The organism is Bradyrhizobium sp. AZCC 1721 (assembly GCF_036924715.1).
GTDB lineage: Bacteria > Pseudomonadota > Alphaproteobacteria > Rhizobiales > Xanthobacteraceae > Bradyrhizobium.
This window is the reverse complement of the sequence record NZ_JAZHSB010000001.1, coordinates 3,397,636-3,415,387: the sequence shown is the minus strand read 5'-3', so window position 1 is coordinate 3,415,387 and position 17,752 is coordinate 3,397,636. Positions and strand designations below refer to the sequence as shown.

Sequence of the window (17,752 nt, the reverse complement as noted above, 5' to 3'; positions counted from 1 at the left end):
GTTCCAGTCCGGCGGGGGGAGCCACAGCCCCAACCTCTCCACGCTCTCGCCTTGCTTTGGTCAAACCTCGCTGGCCGTGTGGTGGCCAGGGCAGAGGTTTTCCACGCAGCAGAGCATGCTTGCCGCCCCGATTCGGGTGACATTGGACTGAGCAAGGGACCGCCAATGCAATCCACGCCAACACTGAAAGAGGCTGATCCGCACGACGTTTTTGCGATCGAATCGGTGCTGGCCGCGCACGCCCACAAGGCGCCGCCGCTGGCCCACGATCCGGCCACCGCTCCCGTAGCGCCGCAAGTCCAACCGGTGGCGCCGCAGGTCAATGTTGCGCCGCAAGTCCAAGCCGCGGCCAAGCCGCAGGTTCACGTCGCGCCCGCGATTTCGATCAGCGCGCCAACCCCGCAGGTCGAACCGACGTTTCGCACCACCGACATGCGCGATGCCCAGATGCGTGATGTCCAAGCCGACAACATCAGACCGGGCGAGGAGATCAAGCTGGATGGCCTGAACGCCGCCGGCGAGCGGCCGATGGCCAAATGGACGAAGCGCGTGATGATGGCGCTGTTGGCCCTGGTCGGCGCCATTGGTGCCGCCGCCTGGCAGCATTATGGCGATCAGGCCAAGGCGATGGCTGCCGAATGGGCGCCGCCCTTCGTGCTGGCTGCCTTGCCTTCGGCAGCCAAGCCCGTCGTGGCCGAGCAACCGAGCGCGCCGGCTGCTCCAGCCGCCGCAACCGATCAGGCCGCAGCGGAGCCGGCGGCAACGGCAGCACCGGCTCAACCCGAACCCACGGCTACTGCCGCGGCTGCTCCCTCCACGGAATCGGCCCAGTTGCAATCCATGGCACAGGATCTCGCCGCGATGGGCCAGCAGGTCGAGGAGCTGAAGGCGACTATCGCGCAGCTCAAGGCAAGCCAGGCGCAAATGGCGCGGGAATTTGCCAAGGCTACCGACAAGGCTGCCGAAATGAAAGCTTCGGAAGCGAGGGCTGCTGAGGTCCGACCCGAACAGAATTTTCGCCCGAGGGTAACAGCCGCGCCGCCACCGCCCCGATCCGCGAATGCGCCTGTCGCGCCTGTCCGGAAGCCGAAGCCGGCTTACTATCCACCGGCTCAAGCCGCCTATGTCCCCCCTCCGCCGCCAGCCGCCGCCCCCGCGCCGCTGCCGCCGGCACCGCCGCAGCAAACCATGGCTGATGACGGCGAGCCGGTGGTCCGCCCGCCGATGCCGCTGCGGTAAGTAACTGTGTCCCGGATGCCGCGCGCTGTGCCGCGCCGCATCCGGGACAAATCCGCTAGCTCTGATGCGGGCCTCGCATCAGCTTCATGGCGTCTTCGATATGACGCCATTCCTTGGCTTCCTCGATATCGCCACTGCTCTCGCAAGCCTGTGCATTGTGTGCGGCTTGTGCGATCGCGGTGAGGCCGTGCTTTTCCATCATCTGGCGTGCAATCGTGTGGATCTGCATTTCCGACATCATGTTGCTCTCCCGGGGTTGCATCCGTCCTCGCCGCAGTGATTCGAATGTCGCGGCTTCCTCGTCAAAACGGCCGAACCGAAAATCTCGTTCCTCCTGCCGCAGTAGATAATTTTAGGACAAATCTTGGGATCGCGCGGTTCCACCCGGGGCGGCTCTCCCCCGTAATATCCCGCCCGCAATCTCCCCGAATATCAAGCCGGTCGTCCGCCTGATATTTTTTCAGCGTGAATCGCAATCGCGGGAGTCGGACATGGCATTAGTCTATTTCCACTGCTCCAATTCCGAGGGCGTACGCATCGTTCAGCGTGGCCTTGCCGTCGGAAATCTGGCCGAAGCGCGTGACCACGCCGCCCGCGTCGTGCAGTCGCTGATTACGGCGCAGTGCCCGGAAGACTGGCGCGACTGGACACTGCATGCGAGCGACGATCTCGACGTCGAAATCTTCGCCCTGCCGTTTTCGTCCGTGCTCGGCGAGCCGCATTGAGAGGTCGCCATGCTGGCCGTGCAATCGCTTCTTCGATATCTGAACCAGGTCGCCGCGCGATTGCAGGTTCTGCTCGACCTTGCCCGCAACCCCTATCGCCCCGAGCTGCACTACATGCGCGGCCCCGGCCCAAAATGGCACGAGAAGCATCAAGGCGGCGTAGGAGTCGCGTAGTCTTGTAGTCTTGTAGGGTTGGCAAAGCGAAGCGTGCCCACCGTTAGTGCGCCGCCGCGGCGATATGGTGGGCACGGCGCAAGAGCGCCTTTGCCCACCCTACAGCCCTCTCACAAATCCCCCAACTCCGGCGGCTCGAACCAGTTCGTCAGCGACAGCCCGCCATCGATCGCGATCGCCGCGCCCGTGACATAGGCCGATATCCGGTTCGACAGCACCGCCAGCGCCAGCGGCGCAAGCTCTTCGGCCTGGCCGAGCCGGCCGAGCGGAATGTGTCTTGCGAGCGCGGGATCGGCGACGAAGCCGCCGGCCGCAATCGCGCCCGGCACCAAGGCGTTGACGCGAATGTTGAAGCGGCCGAACGTCTTGGCCAATTCCTTCACCAGCATCGAAAGCCCCGCCTTCGCCGTCGAGTAATGCGGCAGGTTGCGCGGCGTGCCGGCATGCAGCGAGGTCAGCAGCAGGAACGAGCCGGGCGTCTTGTCGGCGATCAGCTTGCGCGCCAGTTCGCGGCAGAGGTGGAATCCGGCGTCCAGATTCACCGCGTGCATCTGCGCCCAAATCTCCGTGGTGACGCCGAGCGCATGATCGGCTTCGCGCCGCGGTGGCGAGGCGCTGTGCACGAAATGCGTCACGCGCCCGACGGCAGACGCGGCGTCAGCCAGCAGCGCCTCGCGCGCCGCGGGATCGGCGAGATCACCGACCCAGGGCAGTGCCAGCTCCGGCCGCGGCGACGCGTTGGCTGCCGCCGTAACCGTGTCCCGGTTCACATCGGCAAACACCGTGCGGACGCCCTCGCCCACCAGCGCCTGCGCAATTGCGCGGCCGATCCCGTTGCCCGCGCCGGTGACGAGCGCGGCCTCGCGCGCGGGATCGAATGGCATACCCAACAGGCTCATGTTCGCGTCTCCCATCGAAACAGGCATAGCCAATTCTACAGACCGACCGCATCTTGCGCTGTATCAATTCGGCGCGCCATCTGCATCGCTAGGTTGCTTTCACCTTGCCTGAAACCGTCTTAAGCTCCCTTTCATAATGGGCGGGCTCACCGTCATGCAAACCCGCGTTCGAAAGGTCGCCCACGTTCTGGAACGCGTCGGGCTTGCCATGGCAGGCGCGGCGAGCGGGTTGTTTGTGGCGGCTCTGGTAGGGACGAGCCACGCCGCACTCACCAATCAGGCGTTCCTGCTGCTGATGATGGTCGGTGGCGCCATCGGCTTTTATCTCGGAATCGATACGCCGCTGCGCGTCACCGCGTCGAACGACCGGCCTCCCGATGACGCCTGGGTCGACAGAGTGGACACGCCGGACCTGCTAAGCTCCATCGGGACCTTCCTCGCGGCGTTGTCGGCGTTCGCTTGCGTCGGCCTAATCGTGCTGCGCCACGATCCGCATTTGGCATGGATTTGGATGATCATGGCCGGATGGGTGGTCGGCGTCGCCATGCAGATTACCGCCGGTACGATGGCCCGCCTGCGCCGCTGATCGAGCGCTCCGTCCGACCTCAGCTCTCGTCTTCCAGCGTCAACACCAAACCGGTCAGCGCCGCGCCGATGCCGAACATTAGCCCGTAGGTTGTCACCAGCATCACCGTGGTCTGAACAGGTGCGCCGCTCTTGGCGACGAGGTCTCTGACATGGAAGGCATCGATGAGGCCGAGCAACAGGACCAGCGTTAGTCCAAGCGCCACGCCCATCAGAAAATGGGTGAGCAGCGCATTGAAGAGTGACTTTTCCCGACGCATGGAGGCCGTGCCTCTCGGCATGATGCCAAGCCAACGCACGGCCGAAGAAACTGGTTCCATACCGCGAGAATAGAATTCGCCTTGCGCTGCAGCGCATCGGCGGCCTTCAGGCGTTTGCAAAACGTTAAGCAAGTGCCGGTACCTCCATCGGCATTCCCAAAAAATTCCACAATCCTTTTTAGGAAGAACACATTGTTTTCGACAAAGGAGAATTTCCCATGCGGTTAGGGCAAGCGATCTTTTTCGGTTCGGCGGCCGCCCTCCTCACTTTGGCAGCGCCGACGCTCGCCAGAAACTCCAACACGAACTCCAACACGAATTCCCAACCGGCAAAGACGAGCGAAGCGCCCGCTTCCGCCTCCTGCCATGCCTATCAGCAGGCGACCGACGGCTCATGGACGCAACTGCCCTGTCAGGAAACGGGTTCAAAGGCGCCGCAGCCGAAATCCGCATCGAAGAACGCGGAAGAGGAAACGCGCTGAGTGCTGAGCCGGCGACTGATGGAGCCGGACCTCCAGTGCAATCCGCCGCAGGCAAATCACTTCTGATTTTCAGAAATGGCGTCAAGCCCAGGAATCAAAAAGAATCTAAAATATTTCGCTTAACGCGAGGGGCAAATCAGTCGCATAACTCCGTCCGTCTCACCCGATGGAGGGGCGCTTCGCGATCGTCACGAACGTGCGGTGAGATGCGGTGGACGCTGAATGCGCGCTAGACGTACGCGCAGGAAGCGTACGGCGAAGTCGTGTGGTCCTGATGTCGCGGTGCTGGCATCAAGTTGCGTGGGGCTATTCTCGCGCAGCGACGGTGGCAAAAGAGCCGTTCGCCGGGGAGCACGGCATAAGCCGTAAAGCCATTGCGCAGGGAAGGCCGGGATGCTCCCGCTGTACCTGTATGCTCGTGTGCGTGTTCTTTTGCGCACTTTGCACACGAGACCGCGGGTGCGGCAAGCATCCGGTCTTCCCTGCGCCCTCTGAATCAGGAGGGCCGGAAGTTGATAGCAAACCTCGGGCGCAATGCACCGCGAGATCGCGATGTCACGTCGTCCCTGCGAACGCAGGGACCCATAACCACAAATGTTGATTGTGACGCGAAGCTGGGGCCCGCTATCCCATCGGCAAGCGAGAGCGGTGGCTATGGGTCCCTGCGTTCGCAGGGACGACGATATAACTTCGGACAGCTCACGCCATTTTGACAGTCCTACCCAGCCAATCGTCGAAACGCGTCGGCATGATCCGCGCGCCGTCGTCCGGCACCAGCGTGCGCAACGCGAGTGGCGCGCCGAAATACGGCACGTCTACGCCCGCCACGATCTTGCTGGTATCGCCTTGCTTGCGGAGCCAGCGGCCGACGAAATCCGCAAGCGGCGCCGCTTCGGGACCCGCGACCTCGCATATGCCGTTGGCAGGCTCGCCGAGCGTCACGTCGGCCAGCGCTTGCGCGACCTCATCGGACAACAATGGCTGCATCAACTGGCTGGAAACGTGAACCTCGCCGTCCCTGCGCCCGGAATCCGCGATTGCGCCGACGAACTCGAAGAACTGGGTGGCGCGCAGGATCGTGTAGGCCAGCCCGGAATTTTCGATCAGCCGCTCCTGCGCCAGCTTGGCGCGGAAATACCCGCTGCTCTCAAGCCGGTCGGTACCGACGATCGACAGCGCAATGCAGTGCCGCACACCGGCCTGCTTCGCCGCCGCAATCAGGTTGCGTGTTCCGCTCTCGAAGAAGTGCAGCACCGCGTTGTCCTCGAACGAGGGCGAATTCGAGACGTCGACGACAATGTCGGCTCCCACGAGCGCCGGTTGCAGCCCCTCCCCGGTCACGGCGTTGATCCCCCTGCTCGGGGACGCCTGCAGCACCTCGTGACCGCGCGAGGCGAGCAACGGGGCCAATTTCGAACCGATCAGACCTGTACCGCCGATAATGACGATCTTCATTTCCTCGCTCCTCTGTCGCTAAGGCCGCGGCACCACGCGCCATCGCCAATACCAACTGGAACGGGTCGGTGTGACACGTGCAACCGTAACCCTGGATTAATTTGCACCACCTATACTGGCAGTCCGCACATCCGTTACCAGCGCAAATGGCCTAAAATCCCATGAAAATCGGCACCCTCCTCACCGCTGCCATCGTTTCGCTTTCCGCAGTCGGCGGCGGGCTCGCCGTCTATGTGGCGGTTTCGAAGTACCAGACCATGGACAAGGTCTCGGTCGCGCAGAGCCGGCTGGAGGTGGTGCGTGCGGTCGGCGACATCCCGCGCTACATGAATCCCGAGCGCGGCTTTGCCACCAACATCATGTTCGGACCTCCTACCGTGGATCCGAAACTGCTCGCCGAACTCGACAAATATCGCAAGAACACCGATGGGGCGCGCGACAAGATGAACCGGGTCAAGGCGACCTTGGCGGGCGCGATCGAAGACAGTGCTGCCGTCGGAAGCAGCATCGATGCCCTGAATACCCAGTTCGCCGCGCTGCGCGCAGGCATCGACAAGGCCCTCACCGGTCCGCCGGAAGCCCGCCGCGATGCTGCCAGGAAAATCGTCTCCGACAACTCCGTCTTCAACAAGGCTGTCACGACGCTGCTCGACGAGCAGGTGCGCAAGATCGCGCTGCTCGACGGCACGGCCTACCGGCAGGCAAGCTACGCCAACGTCGCCTGGACGCTACGCGACGTCGGCGGTCTCAACTCCAGCCTGCACAAGAATCTCATCGGCGCCAACCGGGTAGCCACCGAAGCCGAGAAGATGGAGATCAGCCGCTCGCAAGGGAGAAACGATCAGATTCTGATGTCGCTGCAGGAATTGCGCGGCAATCCCTCTACGCCGGCTAATGTGGCCGCGGCGCTCGACAAGATGAACGCGGCCTATGTCGATCGCTTCGGCAAAGAGCTGAAGCTCGTCAAGGATGGCGCCATCAGTGGCAAGTATGAACATGATATGGAAACCTACTACGCGGAGACTCAACTCGGTCTTGCGTCCATCATTACGGTCCGCGACGCGTTCTACGACAACGCCGAGCAGGTGCTCGGTGAGGCCTATTCCTCCGCGCGCTTCAGCTTCCTCATCGCGCTGGCGGGCCTGATCGCGGTTGTCGCCGCCAGCGCCACGCTGATCGTGATGGTGCGCCGCCGCGTCTGCATGCCGATCGTCGACCTCACCACCACCATGTCGCGGCTGGCCAGCGGCGACGTATCCGGTGAAATCGCCGGCGCCGGCCGCGGCGACGAGATCGGCGCGATGGCATCGGCGGTGCGCGTTTTCAAGGACAACATGATCGAGGCGGAACGTCTTGCCGCCGAGAAGGCCGCCGAGAACGACGGCAAGATGCGCCGCGCCCAGGTGCTTGACGAACTCACGCGCGTGTTCGAAGCCAAGGTCACCGAACTCGTGGGCGGACTTTCGGCCGCCTCGTCCGTCATGGAAGACACCGCGCAGTCGATGTCGTCGACGGCGACCGCCACCAACCGCCAGGCGGCGATCGTTGCCGCCGCTTCCGAGCAGACCTCGGCCAACGTGCAGACGGTTGCCAGCGCCACCGAAGAATTGACCTCCTCGATCTCCGAGATCGGCCGCCAGGTCGCGCAATCGACCGAAATCGCCGCCCGCGCCGTCGATAATGCGCGGCGCACCGGCGAGACCGCCCGCTCGCTCGCCGAGGGCGCGCAGAAGATCGGCGACGTCGTGACGCTGATCCAGAGCATTGCCGCGCAGACCAACCTGCTGGCACTGAACGCGACCATCGAGGCCGCGCGCGCCGGCGATGCCGGCCGTGGCTTTGCGGTCGTCGCTTCCGAAGTCAAATCGCTGGCCGGCCAGACTGCCAAGGCGACCACGGAAATCTCCGAGCAGATCGCGTCGATTCAGGCGGCGAGCGATCAGACCGTGACGGCGATTCAGAACGTCGCCAACGTGATCGCCGAGATCGACCAGATCGGAACCGCGATTGCCGCCGCGATCGAGGAACAGGGCTCCGCGACCAAGGAAATCTCCCGCAGCGTGCAGGAAGCCGCGCGCGGCACCCAGGAGGTCAATTCCAACATCACCGGCGTCCAGAAGGCCGCCGACGATACCGGCGCTGCCGCCAATCAGGTGCTCGGTGCGGCCGAGCAGTTATCCTCGCAGTCCAAGGACCTCGCCGGGCAGGTCAACCGCTTCCTCTCGGAGGTGCGGGCGGCGTAAATTCGCTCGTCAATCGGCAAAGCCGATATAGCGGACGAAATCGCTGTTCAGCTCGCGGTCGGAGCGGACGGCATTGGCGGGAAAGTTGTCGTCGGGATAGCCCACGGCGACGCAGGTCATGATGACCTCGTCCTCGGGGATATTGGCGACCTCGCGCACGATGTCCGAGCGCATGATTCCCTGCCCGTTGATGACGCTGCCAAGCCCGCGGTCCCAGGCGGCGAGCACGATGCCATAGCAGAGTGCGCCGAGATCGAAGTGGCAGACCGCGCCAGGATCGAGAATTTTGTCGTAGGTCAGGACCAGCGAGACCGGCGCGTCGAACTGGCGAAAGCCGCGCAGCACCCAGTCCTGCCGCATCGGTTTGTCGTCACGCGCGATGCCCATTACGGCGAACAGCTTTTTGGCGATATCGACCTGCCGGCCGCGGTGCACGCCCTGGTATTCGCCATGGCTGATAATATCGCGCTTCGGCTTGGCGCCCGCAATCATTTCCTCCATGTTGCGACGGCGCACCTCCTCCAGCGGTTCGCCGGTCAGGACATGGATGTGCCAGGGCTGTGTGTTCATCGACGACGGTGCGCGCTTGGCGACTTCGATGATGTCCTCGATGACGGCGCGGGAGACGGGCTCCTTGGTAAAGCCGCGCACGCTTTTGCGGGTCTGAACCAGCGTCTCGAAATCCATCCGTTGCATTCCCATCGTCAGTCAGGCCCGTTTGAATCGATAATCGAAGCGGTCGCCGTCAGCCGTGATCAGGCCGACGGTCGGCGCTTTGAAACACGGTAACGGGCAGCTTCAGCGCCGACAAGCCGGCGCGATGCGCAGCGCCATGCGTTTCGTGCCTCCCCGCATCCGCTGCCGCAAATAGACCAAAAATCATGCCTAGCGATCCGCCTCCTACGCGGGGGCAAGCCTTGAACAAGAAACTGAAATATGCGGCGGCGGCGATCGCCGTCTTTGGCGCAGCCATTTACCTCAACAACACCGATCATCTCGCTGCCCATCAGGAGGGCAAGCCCGTCCTGCTCGCGCATCGCGGCATTGCTCAGCGCTTCGACGAGCGCGAGCTGAAGAACGACACCTGCACGGCGGCGCGAATGTTGCCTTCAAGCCATCACTATCTGGAGAACACGATCGAATCGATGCGAGCCAGCCTTGCGGCCGGCGCCGATGTCGTCGAGTTCGACGTTCACCCGACGACCGACGGCGAATTCGCGGTGTTTCACGACTGGACGCTGGATTGCCGCACCGACGGGCACGGCGTCACGCGCGAACACTCCATGGCCTATTTGAAGAAGCTCGATATCGGCCATGGCTATACAGCCGATGGTAGCAAGACCTTTCCGTTTCGCGGCAAGGGCATCGGCCTGATGCCGACACTCACCGAGGTGCTGGCGACCCTTCCGCAGCAGCGGCTCCTGATCAACGTAAAGGGCCGCGACCCGTCCGAGGGGGAGAAGCTGGCGGCCGTGCTGGGCAGGCTCTCCGCCGAACGCCGGGCGCAGATCATGGTATATGGCGGCGACGAGCCGGTCGGGATCGTGCGCCAGCGCCTTCCGGATGTCCGGACGATCTCGCGCGCCACGATCAAGAGCTGCCTGCTCGGCTACATCGGGTACGGTTGGACCGGCATCGTGCCGAAAGCGTGCAGCAACGCGATAGTGATGCTGCCGATCAACGTCGCGCCGTGGATGTGGGGTTGGCCCGACCGCTTCCTCAACCGCATGAAGGCGGCCAACAGCGAGGTTTTCGTGCTTGGCCCCTATCGCGGCGGCGAATTCTCGACCGGGATCGATACGCCGGAGCAGTTCGCGCGGCTGCCGCAAAACTATTCCGGCGGCATCTGGACCAATGAGATTGAGGCCATCGCCCCACTGGTAGGCAAATAGGCTGTTGCCGGATCGCGCTTCGCTCCATCCAGGCTGCGAGGCTAACTCCGCAAGCCCGGCGCTTCGTGCCCGGTGCGCGCGACATATTCGGTGTAACCGCCGCCAAATTGGTGGATGCCCTCCGGCGTCAGCTCGAGCACGCGGTTGGAGAGCGCCGCGAGGAAATGCCGGTCGTGGGACACGAACAGCATGGTGCCCTCGAACTCGGACAGCGCATTGATCAGCATTTCCTTGGTCGCGAGGTCCAGGTGGTTGGTCGGCTCGTCCAGCACCAGGAAATTCGGCGGATCGTAGAGCATTTTTGCCATCACCAGCCGCGCCTTCTCGCCGCCCGAGAGCACGCGGCACTTCTTCTCGACGTCGTCGCCGGAGAAACCAAAGCAGCCCGCGAGCGCGCGGAGCGAACCTTGTCCCGCCTGCGGAAAGGAATCTTCCAGCCATTCGAACACCGTGCGCTCACCGTCGAGCAGGTCCATGGCGTGCTGGGCAAAGTAGCCCATCTTCACGCTGCCGCCGATCGCCACCATGCCATCGTCGGGTTCGGCCGAGCCCGCCACCAGCTTCAACAGCGTCGACTTGCCGGCGCCGTTGACGCCCATCACGCACCACCGCTCCTTGCGGCGGATCATGAAATCAAGGCCCTGATAGATGGTGCGGCTGCCATAGCCCTTGTGGATGTTCTTCAGGCTGACGACATCCTCGCCCGAGCGCGGCGCCGGCAGGAATTCGAACGCCACCGTCTGTCGCCGCTTCGGCGGCTCGACGCGCTCGATCTTGTCGAGCTTTTTCACCCGGCTCTGCACCTGCGCCGCATGCGAAGCGCGCGCCTTGAAGCGCTCGATGAACTTGATCTCCTTCGCCAGCATCGCCTGTTGGCGCTCAAACTGGGCCTGCTGCTGCTTTTCGTTCAGCGCGCGCTGCTGCTCGTAGAACTCGTAGTTGCCGGAATATGTCGTGAGCGTCCCGCCGTCGATCTCGACGACCTTGTTGATGATACGGTTGATGAACTCGCGGTCATGCGAGGTCATCAACAGCGCGCCCTCGTATCCCTTCAGGAACTGCTCGAGCCAGATCAGGCTCTCGAGATCGAGATGGTTGCTCGGCTCATCCAGCAGCATCACGTCAGGCCGCATCAGGAGGATGCGTGCCAACGCGACCCGCATCTTCCAGCCGCCGGAAAGCGCGCCGACGTCACCCTCCATCATCTCCTGGCTGAAGCCTAAGCCCGACAACGCCTCGCGAGCCCGGCCGTCAAGCGCATAGCCGTCGAGCTCCTCGAAGCGGTGCTGCACCTCGCCGTAGCGCGCGATGATATCTTCCATCTCGTCGGCACGATCCGGGTCGGCCATGGCGGCCTCGAGCTCCCTGAGCTCGTTTGCCACGACGCTGACAGGTCCGGCGCCGTCCATCACCTCGGCTACGGCGCTGCGGCCCGACATCTCGCCGACGTCCTGGCTGAAATAGCCGATAGTGATCCCCCGATCGAGCGAGACCTGGCCCTCGTCGGGTAGTTCCTGGCCCGAGATCATCCGGAAAAGCGTGGTCTTGCCCGCCCCGTTCGGGCCGACGAGGCCGATCTTCTCGCCCTTCTGAAGGGCTGCGGAGGCTTCGATGAAGAGAATCTGGTGGCCGACTTGCTTGCTGACGTTATCGAGACGGATCATTGGGCCCTGAAGGGAGGAAATCGATGTGGCCGCTGCTTAGGACATCTGGCGTGCTTGTGGAAGCGGTTCCGAAATATTCCCGCCGCAACGAGCCAAGCTACCTGACGGTGTTTTGGCTTGTCGACACAACTGCATCCCAGGAGACATATACCAGGGGCCGAATGATCTCGCGTATGGGCGGTAAAACCTTCCAGCGCTGCGAACCGATCTGTACCGGCATCGTTAGCCCGTTAGCTCCAATTGAACCGACGGAGAGTTCCCATGAGCGCAACAGGTCTCGAAGTATTCGACAGAACGCTCCAGATCACCAACACGTGGTTGGACGAAGTGATGACCAACCTGCCGCGCGATCGCAAGCTGGCGTGGCATATTCTGGGATCGGTATTGCGAACCATCCGCGACCGGGTTCCGGTCAATCTTGCCGCCCATCTCGGCGCGCAGCTCCCACTACTGGTGCGCGGCACGTATTACGACCAATGGCGGCCAAGTGAAACGCCGAAGGCATGGCGATCGGCAGACGAGTTTCTCTCCATCGTCTCGGCAGAACTTAGTTCGCAGAAACCGGTCGATTCCAAAGATGCAGCGCAGGCGGTGTTCCGCGTTCTGAACCATCATGTCGATCCAAATCAGGTCGAGAAGGTGCGCCACGCGCTTCCGGAAGACGTTCAGGCTTTGTGGCCCCGTAACAATCGGGTTTCATCGGCGGCCTGATGCGGCATCTGATCGCGGTTCCGAAGATCGACAAGAACCCTGATGTTCGCCGGGCGTTGTCTTGCAGCACAAAAGCAATCAACAACGGGAGCGAGCAATGACCAGACCTCCGCCCGTGCCGCAGGACAATCAAAGCCACAAGGGTACAGGCGATCCGAAATCCGGCAACGCCCATGAAGTTCGGAAGGGCGGCCGCGTTGAAAATACCCGTGAGCAGGGGCAACAGGGCAACACCGCTCAGAACACGACTCATCAGGGCTATCAGCAGGATCGCTAGTCAGGAGCGAGTACCATGTCGACTTCAACGAATACGCGCGCGAGCATTCGCCAGGGCGGCCCGGGTGCTTCCCATGAAAACGCCAAGGCGCCGCTTCACGTCGAAAAGCCGCCCGCCGATGATCCGCAGCGCCGGCACAGCAAGGTGTCCGGCGGCGGCGGCGAACATGACACCCACCACACTCACGAGCCGGAGCGAAAGGGCGGCGGCACCCATCCCGCATCGAAGGACGCGTCATGAGCACCAAGCATGTGAAACTGAACCGACCGACTAACGTCGATCTTGTTCGAAATCCGCTGATCGGAGGCTCGAAGGGAACATCGATGGCGCAGGTAACGTCCGACGAGCTTGAGGAATTCGAGGGCGCCAATACCTTCGAGGGCGACATCGAGAATGATACGAATCCTCAGGGTGGTATCACTAAGGCAGAAGTTCGCGACCGCCGCCGCGGGCCGCCGCAAAACGATCGGGATAGCGGGCCGCGGCGAATGCCGCTGCAGGGGAAGAAGACGCACGAGCAGCAAATGCGCATTCTTGAACGGAAGCCCGATGTGCCCGACGCGAGACAGATGGAGGAGATTGCGCAGACCCAGCACCCTGGCGGCGCCAAAATAGCGAAGCGCGAAGCACGCCAATCGGAATTTCCAGTAAGCCGCGGCGGACTCAACCAGGAAAGCCAGCACAACAAGCACAATCGTCCGGGCCAGTCCGGCCACAAGCCTCAAAAGCCATAGGGATAGTGTCATGACACGTGGAGCACACGGAGACGGCAAGCATCTCGGCCCTGGCGCGAAGGGCAAAGGCGCCGGGACCGGCGCTATGACCGACGTGCAGAACGATCTGATCGGCGACAACGCGGTGCTCTCCAACCGCGACAAGACCGAGCATTCGCGCGATCGCGGCCAGGACAGCAAATGGTCCCAAACCGAACAGTTGAAAGACCACGCCGCAAACAAGGGCCGCGGGTAAGGAGAGAGATTGCCGTCCGCGCGTAGAAATCACAGATTGATCACGCCAAGTCGCGCGGCATGTGTCACGGCGTCGGTGCGGCCGGTGGCATCAAGTTTGGCAAGCAGCGAAGCCACATGGAATTTGGCGGTATGTACGGATATTCCAAGTTGGCGCGCAATGGCTTTGTTGGATGCGCCTTCGGCCATCAGGACAAGCACGTCGCGCTCGCGTGGCGTGAGATCGATATCGGACGCGTCGACGGCCGTCGGCGCGTCGCGTGATATGAGCGCGACCGTCGCTGCCTCTCCGGGCGCCGCCAGACGAAGTCCGGACACGCCGCCGAGCAGAGACGCGAGCCGGTCCGCCAGCGCCGGATCGGCGATCTCGATAGCTACCACAATGACCGGCGATGCCGCTTCGCTCACGGTTCCGGCCTTTCACCGATCGTGAGCTTGACTTGCAGCGGTTGGCCGGCGCGGCGAATTGTGATGTCGACGACGGAGCCGATACTGTCGGGCCCAAGCGATCGGATCAGCGAGCGCATGCTGGTCAGCTTCTCGTTGTTCCATCCAATGATCACGTCGCCTTGCAGGATACCGGCGGCGGCCGCGGGACCTGACTTGTCGACACTCATCACCATCGCTCCGACGCCATCGTCGAGCTTGATCGGCTGCAATCCAACCCCGAGATAGCCCCGCGCAATCCGGCCATGGGTTTCAAGCCTTCCCGCGATCCGGTTGATCGTCGCGCCGGGAATCACGAGAATGCGTCGCACGCCTTGGACGGCCATGCCGATCGCTTCGCCGGAGGCGTTGACGGCAAGTCCCCCCTCGTGATTGCTGCGCAGCCGCACGTCGAGCTCGATCCTGGCATCGATCTCACCGCCACGAAGGCTGCGCCAGCGGCCTCCGACCAGCGAGACGACGCCGAGCGCCGCCGTGGGAACGCCATGCTCGGCAGCGACCACGACCATCAGCGAGCCCAGATCCGGAACAACAGGAGAGAATGCGACGGAGGCAGTATTGCCGGCATCACTCTTGGTATCGAGCCGCAGCAGCGCGATATCGGTGGTGTGATCGCGTCCTGCGATCTTGGCCGACTGCGTCGTTCCGTCGGCAAATTTGACTGAGACTTCGCCTTCGTCGGCCAGCGCTTCATCAGCCGTCACGATCAGGCCGGGTTTCCAGATGAAGCCCGAGGCCCGCGAGCGGTGCGAATGCACCGAGACGATCGCAGACCTCGTCCGGGTGACGACATCGGCAAGGGCGGAAGATAACGACGGAAGGATAACTGCGGTCGGGTCGGGCATGACAGAACTCCTGGATCGGTTGAATCCAATCTGGGAGTTCAGATTGCGTTCGGGAACTAGCCTGATGGGCAGGCCGCAGGAGTTTTCCGCCTCGAACTCGGGCGCTCCCGCTTCGCACTATGCCGTGTGTCCGGGATCGATGTACTTCGGCGTCTTCTTCTCCCGTTGAGGCGTCATCCTCGCAGGATCGGGCGCCCCGGGTACGCCGCGCGGACCGAGCTGCTCTCGCTGAATATCGTCTTCCGTCTTCTCGGGCTCGACGCCATTGGGCTCGCGATTTCGGGTCATGGCTGAACGGGTCTCTCCCTTCAAACATCAGCTCACGCTGTTAATGCCTCAGCGGAATACCTGTTCCTATTCCTGATCTGGCGCACGCCGTGGAACTAGTATTGCTGTCCCGTGTCACAACTTCCGAGTGTTGATGCTGCATCATCAATTTCTCGGGCGTTTGCTGGAAGCCTTCTAAGAGCCCCTCTAAGAACCATTCCATTAGAGGAATCGTAATACCTCGCGTATGCGTCACCGCGTTGCGCTGCCCGACTTCCTGAAGGCGGCGTGAGTGCTCGCAGGTTGGGGTGAACCTTGAAGTCTCGTGATTTGTTCCGGATCGTCGCGTTGGCGACCGTGTCCGTATTGGCGTTGTGGCCGCAGTCGACGTTCGCGCAATCAAGTTCTTCGTCGCAATCCGGAGCGCAGTCGTTGCCTCCCGTCGTCGTCGCCTCGCCGGAGGCTCGCCGTCGCGCCGCAGCGCCGGAACGGCGCCAGACACGGCGCGCAACGCAGGCAGCGCAATCCAACCGACCGCAGCCGCAACGCGGCGTCGGCTTCGTCGAAAACCCGCGCGGCGCCGTCCAGGGTTATGTCGCCGGCCGCTCGATGGCGGGCACCAAGACCAACACGCCGATCATGGAGACGCCGCAGTCGCTTTCGGTGATCGGCAGCGAACAGATTCGCGACCAGAAGCCCGGCAAGTTCGACGAGATCCTGCGCTACACCCCGGGCGTCGTCGCCGGGACATTCGGCGCCGACACCCGCAACGACTGGTTCCTGATCCGCGGCTTCAAGTCGGACGATGTCGGCCTGTTCCTCGACGGGCTGCAGCTCTTCTACACGTCCTATGCGAGCTGGAAATTGCAGCCGTTCAACCTCGCCCGCGTCGAGGTGCTGCGCGGTCCCTCCGCCGTATTGTATGGCGGCTCCAGCCCGAGCGGTATCGTCAACGCGGTCAGCAAGACGCCCCCGGTGGAGCCGATCCGCTATCTCGAGACCGGCGTCAATAATTTCGGCAATGCTTATCTATCTTTCGATTTTGGCGGCCCGGTTGCGACCGCGCCCGAAAACGGCAAGCTATTCTACCGTGTGGTCGGCCAGGTCCAGAACGGCGGCACCCAGGTCGATTTCACCCCCGACAACAACTATTTCATCGCGCCGTCCGTCACCTACAAGCCGGATGCAGACACGACGTTCACCGTGCTGGCTTCGGCGTCGAAGCAGGATACGCGCGGCATTAACTTCCTGCCATATGTCGGAACGGTGGTCGATGCGCCCTTTGGGCGTATTCCGACAAAGCGGTTCGTCGGCGACCCCAGCGTCGATACGTTCAAGCGCGAACAGGAGATGATCGGCTATCAATTCGAGCGCAACCTCTCTGACAGCGTCACATTCCGGCAGAATGCGCGCTACGCGCATGTTGACATCACCTATCGCGGTTTGGTCGGCAATAGCTATTCCAACATCGCCACCGGTGACCTCGCCCGCTACAATTGGTACGCGAAGAACACCGCCAACCAGGGCAATCTGGACAACCAGTTGGAGTATCGTTTCGATACCGGCCCAGTGCAGCACACGATGCTATTCGGCCTCGATCTGAAAGCTTATCGGATCGACGACTACCAAATCTTCGACTTCGGCGGTGTGCCCTCGATCAACGTGTTCAATCCGGTCTACGGTGTCGGCGACATACCGTTCACGGTCGCGCCATTCCGCAACTTCCTCCTGACTCAGAATCAACTCGGCACCTACATTCAAGACCAGATGAAGTTCGGCGGGTTCACGCTGGTGCTGAGCGGCCGTAACGACTGGGTATCGACCAGTCAGGCCGATCGTCCGAGCGGCGCCACGCTGTACAACCGCGAGGACAGCAAGTTCAGCGGCCGTGCCGGCCTGATCTACAATTTCGCCAACGGGCTCGCGCCCTATGTTGCCTACGCGACAAGCTATAACCCGATCATCGGCCTGAACGCGTCGAACCAACTGTTCCTGCCGGAAACCGGCGAGCAGGCCGAGATCGGACTGAAGTATCAACCCACCGGCTTCAACGGCCACTTTGGAATTGCCCTGTTCGATCTGAAGCGGAAAAACGTGCCGACGACAGTGCCGGGCATCGTACCGACTCTTCAGAACCAGACCGGTGAGGTCACCTCGCGCGGTCTCGAGCTGGAGGCCGTAGCCAATCTCGCACCTGGCCTGAAGATGGTTGGCGCGTTCACCACCTACGATCTCTTTATCAGCAAGGACGCGAATCCGGCCCTGATCGGCCTGACACCCACCAACACGCCACAACAGACAGGATCCCTCTGGGCTGACTACACGTTCCAAGAGGGGCCGCTGCGGGGTTTTGGTTTTGGGGGCGGCGTGCGCTATGTCGGGAAGTCCTTTGCCGATACCGCGAACACGCTAATCGTTCCTTCTGTAGTGCTCGGTGACGCGGCGATCCACTACGAATGGCAAAACTGGCGCGCGGCGTTGAACGTCATCAATATTGCCGACAAAACCTACGTCGCCAGTTGTGCGTCCGATACGTCCTGCTTCTACGGTGATCGGCGCCGCGTGACGGCGAGCCTCGCCTACAAATGGTAACTGGGACGAGTTAGGAGGCTGCGCTGA

The 17,752-nt window shown here is 62.6% G+C and carries 22 protein-coding genes; 13 read left to right on the top strand and 9 right to left on the bottom strand.

Going from position 1 to position 17,752, the window contains the following annotated elements; genetic code table 11:
* The first annotated feature begins 165 nt into the window (after nucleotides 1-165).
* Nucleotides 166-1,239, top strand: coding sequence for a hypothetical protein (locus V1273_RS16240; RefSeq protein ID WP_334368647.1), 1,074 nt, complete (start codon nucleotides 166-168; stop codon nucleotides 1,237-1,239).
* Nucleotides 1,240-1,294: 55 nt separating this feature from the next.
* Here V1273_RS16240 and V1273_RS16235 read toward each other — a convergent pair whose 3' ends face one another.
* Nucleotides 1,295-1,480 carry a hypothetical protein gene (locus V1273_RS16235; RefSeq protein ID WP_028346367.1) on the bottom strand — a complete coding sequence of 62 codons (186 nt, stop codon included), beginning with the start codon at nucleotides 1,478-1,480 and terminating at the stop codon, nucleotides 1,295-1,297.
* A 250-nt stretch (nucleotides 1,481-1,730) separates the two neighbouring features.
* Here V1273_RS16235 and V1273_RS16230 point away from each other — a divergent pair, with 250 nt between their 5' ends.
* Nucleotides 1,731-1,964, top strand: a complete 234-nt coding sequence (locus V1273_RS16230) for a DUF6894 family protein (RefSeq protein WP_334368644.1) — start codon at nucleotides 1,731-1,733, stop codon at nucleotides 1,962-1,964.
* 9 nt (nucleotides 1,965-1,973) lie between these two features.
* Complete coding sequence (locus V1273_RS16225) at nucleotides 1,974-2,138, top strand: hypothetical protein (RefSeq protein WP_334368642.1); 165 nt, start codon at nucleotides 1,974-1,976, stop codon at nucleotides 2,136-2,138.
* Nucleotides 2,139-2,248: 110 nt separating this feature from the next.
* Here V1273_RS16225 and V1273_RS16220 read toward each other — a convergent pair whose 3' ends face one another.
* On the bottom strand, nucleotides 2,249-3,037 hold the full coding sequence (locus V1273_RS16220) for an SDR family NAD(P)-dependent oxidoreductase (protein WP_334368640.1): 789 nt from the start codon (nucleotides 3,035-3,037) through the stop codon (nucleotides 2,249-2,251).
* A 154-nt stretch (nucleotides 3,038-3,191) separates the two neighbouring features.
* On the opposite strand from V1273_RS16220, the gene V1273_RS16215 reads away from it, so the two are divergent.
* Complete coding sequence (locus V1273_RS16215) at nucleotides 3,192-3,623, top strand: hypothetical protein (RefSeq protein ID WP_334369274.1); 432 nt, start codon at nucleotides 3,192-3,194, stop codon at nucleotides 3,621-3,623.
* A gap of 19 nt (nucleotides 3,624-3,642) precedes the next feature.
* Here V1273_RS16215 and V1273_RS16210 read toward each other — a convergent pair whose 3' ends face one another.
* Nucleotides 3,643-3,882, bottom strand: coding sequence for a hypothetical protein (locus tag V1273_RS16210; RefSeq protein WP_063830275.1), 240 nt, complete (start codon nucleotides 3,880-3,882; stop codon nucleotides 3,643-3,645).
* A 218-nt stretch (nucleotides 3,883-4,100) separates the two neighbouring features.
* Between V1273_RS16210 and V1273_RS16205 the strand changes: the two genes are divergently transcribed.
* A complete protein-coding gene (locus tag V1273_RS16205; RefSeq protein ID WP_334368636.1) occupies nucleotides 4,101-4,364 on the top strand; it encodes a hypothetical protein in 264 nt (87 codons plus the stop codon).
* A 699-nt stretch (nucleotides 4,365-5,063) separates the two neighbouring features.
* Here the strand turns inward: V1273_RS16205 and V1273_RS16200 are convergent.
* On the bottom strand, nucleotides 5,064-5,819 hold the full coding sequence (locus tag V1273_RS16200) for an SDR family oxidoreductase (RefSeq protein ID WP_334368634.1): 756 nt from the start codon (nucleotides 5,817-5,819) through the stop codon (nucleotides 5,064-5,066).
* 161 nt (nucleotides 5,820-5,980) lie between these two features.
* On the opposite strand from V1273_RS16200, the gene V1273_RS16195 reads away from it, so the two are divergent.
* Complete coding sequence (locus V1273_RS16195) at nucleotides 5,981-8,062, top strand: methyl-accepting chemotaxis protein (protein WP_334368632.1); 2,082 nt, start codon at nucleotides 5,981-5,983, stop codon at nucleotides 8,060-8,062.
* A 9-nt stretch (nucleotides 8,063-8,071) separates the two neighbouring features.
* Here V1273_RS16195 and V1273_RS16190 read toward each other — a convergent pair whose 3' ends face one another.
* Complete coding sequence (locus V1273_RS16190; protein WP_334368631.1) at nucleotides 8,072-8,749, bottom strand: nitroreductase; 678 nt, start codon at nucleotides 8,747-8,749, stop codon at nucleotides 8,072-8,074.
* Nucleotides 8,750-8,979: 230 nt separating this feature from the next.
* On the opposite strand from V1273_RS16190, the gene V1273_RS16185 reads away from it, so the two are divergent.
* Nucleotides 8,980-9,954 carry a glycerophosphodiester phosphodiesterase family protein gene (locus tag V1273_RS16185; protein WP_334410208.1) on the top strand — a complete coding sequence of 325 codons (975 nt, stop codon included), beginning with the start codon at nucleotides 8,980-8,982 and terminating at the stop codon, nucleotides 9,952-9,954.
* Nucleotides 9,955-9,995: 41 nt separating this feature from the next.
* Here V1273_RS16185 and V1273_RS16180 read toward each other — a convergent pair whose 3' ends face one another.
* Nucleotides 9,996-11,618, bottom strand: a complete 1,623-nt coding sequence (locus tag V1273_RS16180) for an ABC-F family ATP-binding cassette domain-containing protein (RefSeq protein WP_334410207.1) — start codon at nucleotides 11,616-11,618, stop codon at nucleotides 9,996-9,998.
* 261 nt (nucleotides 11,619-11,879) lie between these two features.
* On the opposite strand from V1273_RS16180, the gene V1273_RS16175 reads away from it, so the two are divergent.
* The 5 genes from V1273_RS16175 to V1273_RS16155 all read left to right on the top strand — a co-directional run bounded on the left by V1273_RS16175 (nucleotide 11,880) and on the right by V1273_RS16155 (nucleotide 13,575).
* Nucleotides 11,880-12,329 carry a DUF2267 domain-containing protein gene (locus V1273_RS16175; protein ID WP_028346376.1) on the top strand — a complete coding sequence of 150 codons (450 nt, stop codon included), beginning with the start codon at nucleotides 11,880-11,882 and terminating at the stop codon, nucleotides 12,327-12,329.
* A gap of 97 nt (nucleotides 12,330-12,426) precedes the next feature.
* Nucleotides 12,427-12,606 carry a hypothetical protein gene (locus V1273_RS16170; protein WP_334410206.1) on the top strand — a complete coding sequence of 60 codons (180 nt, stop codon included), beginning with the start codon at nucleotides 12,427-12,429 and terminating at the stop codon, nucleotides 12,604-12,606.
* Nucleotides 12,607-12,621: 15 nt separating this feature from the next.
* A complete protein-coding gene (locus tag V1273_RS16165; protein ID WP_334410205.1) occupies nucleotides 12,622-12,846 on the top strand; it encodes a hypothetical protein in 225 nt (74 codons plus the stop codon).
* Entirely contained in the window at nucleotides 12,843-13,340 is a 498-nt protein-coding gene (locus tag V1273_RS16160) for a hypothetical protein (protein ID WP_334410204.1), read from the top strand. The genes V1273_RS16165 and V1273_RS16160 overlap by 4 nt, the downstream gene beginning before the upstream one ends.
* Before the next feature lie 10 nt (nucleotides 13,341-13,350).
* Nucleotides 13,351-13,575, top strand: a complete 225-nt coding sequence (locus tag V1273_RS16155) for a hypothetical protein (protein ID WP_065744967.1) — start codon at nucleotides 13,351-13,353, stop codon at nucleotides 13,573-13,575.
* A 29-nt stretch (nucleotides 13,576-13,604) separates the two neighbouring features.
* Here V1273_RS16155 and V1273_RS16150 read toward each other — a convergent pair whose 3' ends face one another.
* The 3 genes from V1273_RS16150 to V1273_RS16140 all read right to left on the bottom strand — a co-directional run bounded on the left by V1273_RS16150 (nucleotide 13,605) and on the right by V1273_RS16140 (nucleotide 15,154).
* Complete coding sequence (locus tag V1273_RS16150) at nucleotides 13,605-13,982, bottom strand: response regulator transcription factor (RefSeq protein WP_334410203.1); 378 nt, start codon at nucleotides 13,980-13,982, stop codon at nucleotides 13,605-13,607.
* Entirely contained in the window at nucleotides 13,979-14,866 is an 888-nt protein-coding gene (locus V1273_RS16145) for a S1C family serine protease (protein ID WP_334410202.1), read from the bottom strand. Before V1273_RS16145 ends, V1273_RS16150 begins: the two co-directional genes overlap by 4 nt.
* 117 nt (nucleotides 14,867-14,983) lie before the next feature.
* Nucleotides 14,984-15,154, bottom strand: a complete 171-nt coding sequence (locus tag V1273_RS16140) for a hypothetical protein (RefSeq protein ID WP_334368613.1) — start codon at nucleotides 15,152-15,154, stop codon at nucleotides 14,984-14,986.
* 294 nt (nucleotides 15,155-15,448) lie between these two features.
* Here V1273_RS16140 and V1273_RS16135 point away from each other — a divergent pair, with 294 nt between their 5' ends.
* A complete protein-coding gene (locus tag V1273_RS16135; protein ID WP_442894094.1) occupies nucleotides 15,449-17,725 on the top strand; it encodes a TonB-dependent siderophore receptor in 2,277 nt (758 codons plus the stop codon).
* Nucleotides 17,726-17,752 lie beyond the last annotated feature (27 nt).

Bases quoted from the DNA above. Each gene is read 5' to 3' on its own strand.
- V1273_RS16145 (WP_334410202.1), bottom strand. From the start codon at position 14,866: ATGCCCGACCCGACCGCAGTTATCCTTCCGTCGTTATCTTCCGCCCTT.
- V1273_RS16220 (WP_334368640.1), bottom strand. From the start codon at position 3,037: ATGAGCCTGTTGGGTATGCCATTCGATCCCGCGCGCGAGGCCGCGCTC.
- V1273_RS16210 (WP_063830275.1), bottom strand. From the start codon at position 3,882: ATGCGTCGGGAAAAGTCACTCTTCAATGCGCTGCTCACCCATTTTCTG.
- V1273_RS16155 (WP_065744967.1), top strand. From the start codon at position 13,351: ATGACACGTGGAGCACACGGAGACGGCAAGCATCTCGGCCCTGGCGCG.
- V1273_RS16170 (WP_334410206.1), top strand. From the start codon at position 12,427: ATGACCAGACCTCCGCCCGTGCCGCAGGACAATCAAAGCCACAAGGGT.
- V1273_RS16240 (WP_334368647.1), top strand. From the start codon at position 166: ATGCAATCCACGCCAACACTGAAAGAGGCTGATCCGCACGACGTTTTT.
- V1273_RS16160 (WP_334410204.1), top strand. From the start codon at position 12,843: ATGAGCACCAAGCATGTGAAACTGAACCGACCGACTAACGTCGATCTT.
- V1273_RS16180 (WP_334410207.1), bottom strand. From the start codon at position 11,618: ATGATCCGTCTCGATAACGTCAGCAAGCAAGTCGGCCACCAGATTCTC.
- V1273_RS16215 (WP_334369274.1), top strand. From the start codon at position 3,192: ATGCAAACCCGCGTTCGAAAGGTCGCCCACGTTCTGGAACGCGTCGGG.
- V1273_RS16175 (WP_028346376.1), top strand. From the start codon at position 11,880: ATGAGCGCAACAGGTCTCGAAGTATTCGACAGAACGCTCCAGATCACC.
- V1273_RS16205 (WP_334368636.1), top strand. From the start codon at position 4,101: ATGCGGTTAGGGCAAGCGATCTTTTTCGGTTCGGCGGCCGCCCTCCTC.
- V1273_RS16165 (WP_334410205.1), top strand. From the start codon at position 12,622: ATGTCGACTTCAACGAATACGCGCGCGAGCATTCGCCAGGGCGGCCCG.
- V1273_RS16200 (WP_334368634.1), bottom strand. From the start codon at position 5,819: ATGAAGATCGTCATTATCGGCGGTACAGGTCTGATCGGTTCGAAATTG.
- V1273_RS16225 (WP_334368642.1), top strand. From the start codon at position 1,974: ATGCTGGCCGTGCAATCGCTTCTTCGATATCTGAACCAGGTCGCCGCG.
- V1273_RS16190 (WP_334368631.1), bottom strand. From the start codon at position 8,749: ATGGATTTCGAGACGCTGGTTCAGACCCGCAAAAGCGTGCGCGGCTTT.
- V1273_RS16230 (WP_334368644.1), top strand. From the start codon at position 1,731: ATGGCATTAGTCTATTTCCACTGCTCCAATTCCGAGGGCGTACGCATC.
- V1273_RS16140 (WP_334368613.1), bottom strand. From the start codon at position 15,154: ATGACCCGAAATCGCGAGCCCAATGGCGTCGAGCCCGAGAAGACGGAA.
- V1273_RS16195 (WP_334368632.1), top strand. From the start codon at position 5,981: ATGAAAATCGGCACCCTCCTCACCGCTGCCATCGTTTCGCTTTCCGCA.
- V1273_RS16235 (WP_028346367.1), bottom strand. From the start codon at position 1,480: ATGATGTCGGAAATGCAGATCCACACGATTGCACGCCAGATGATGGAA.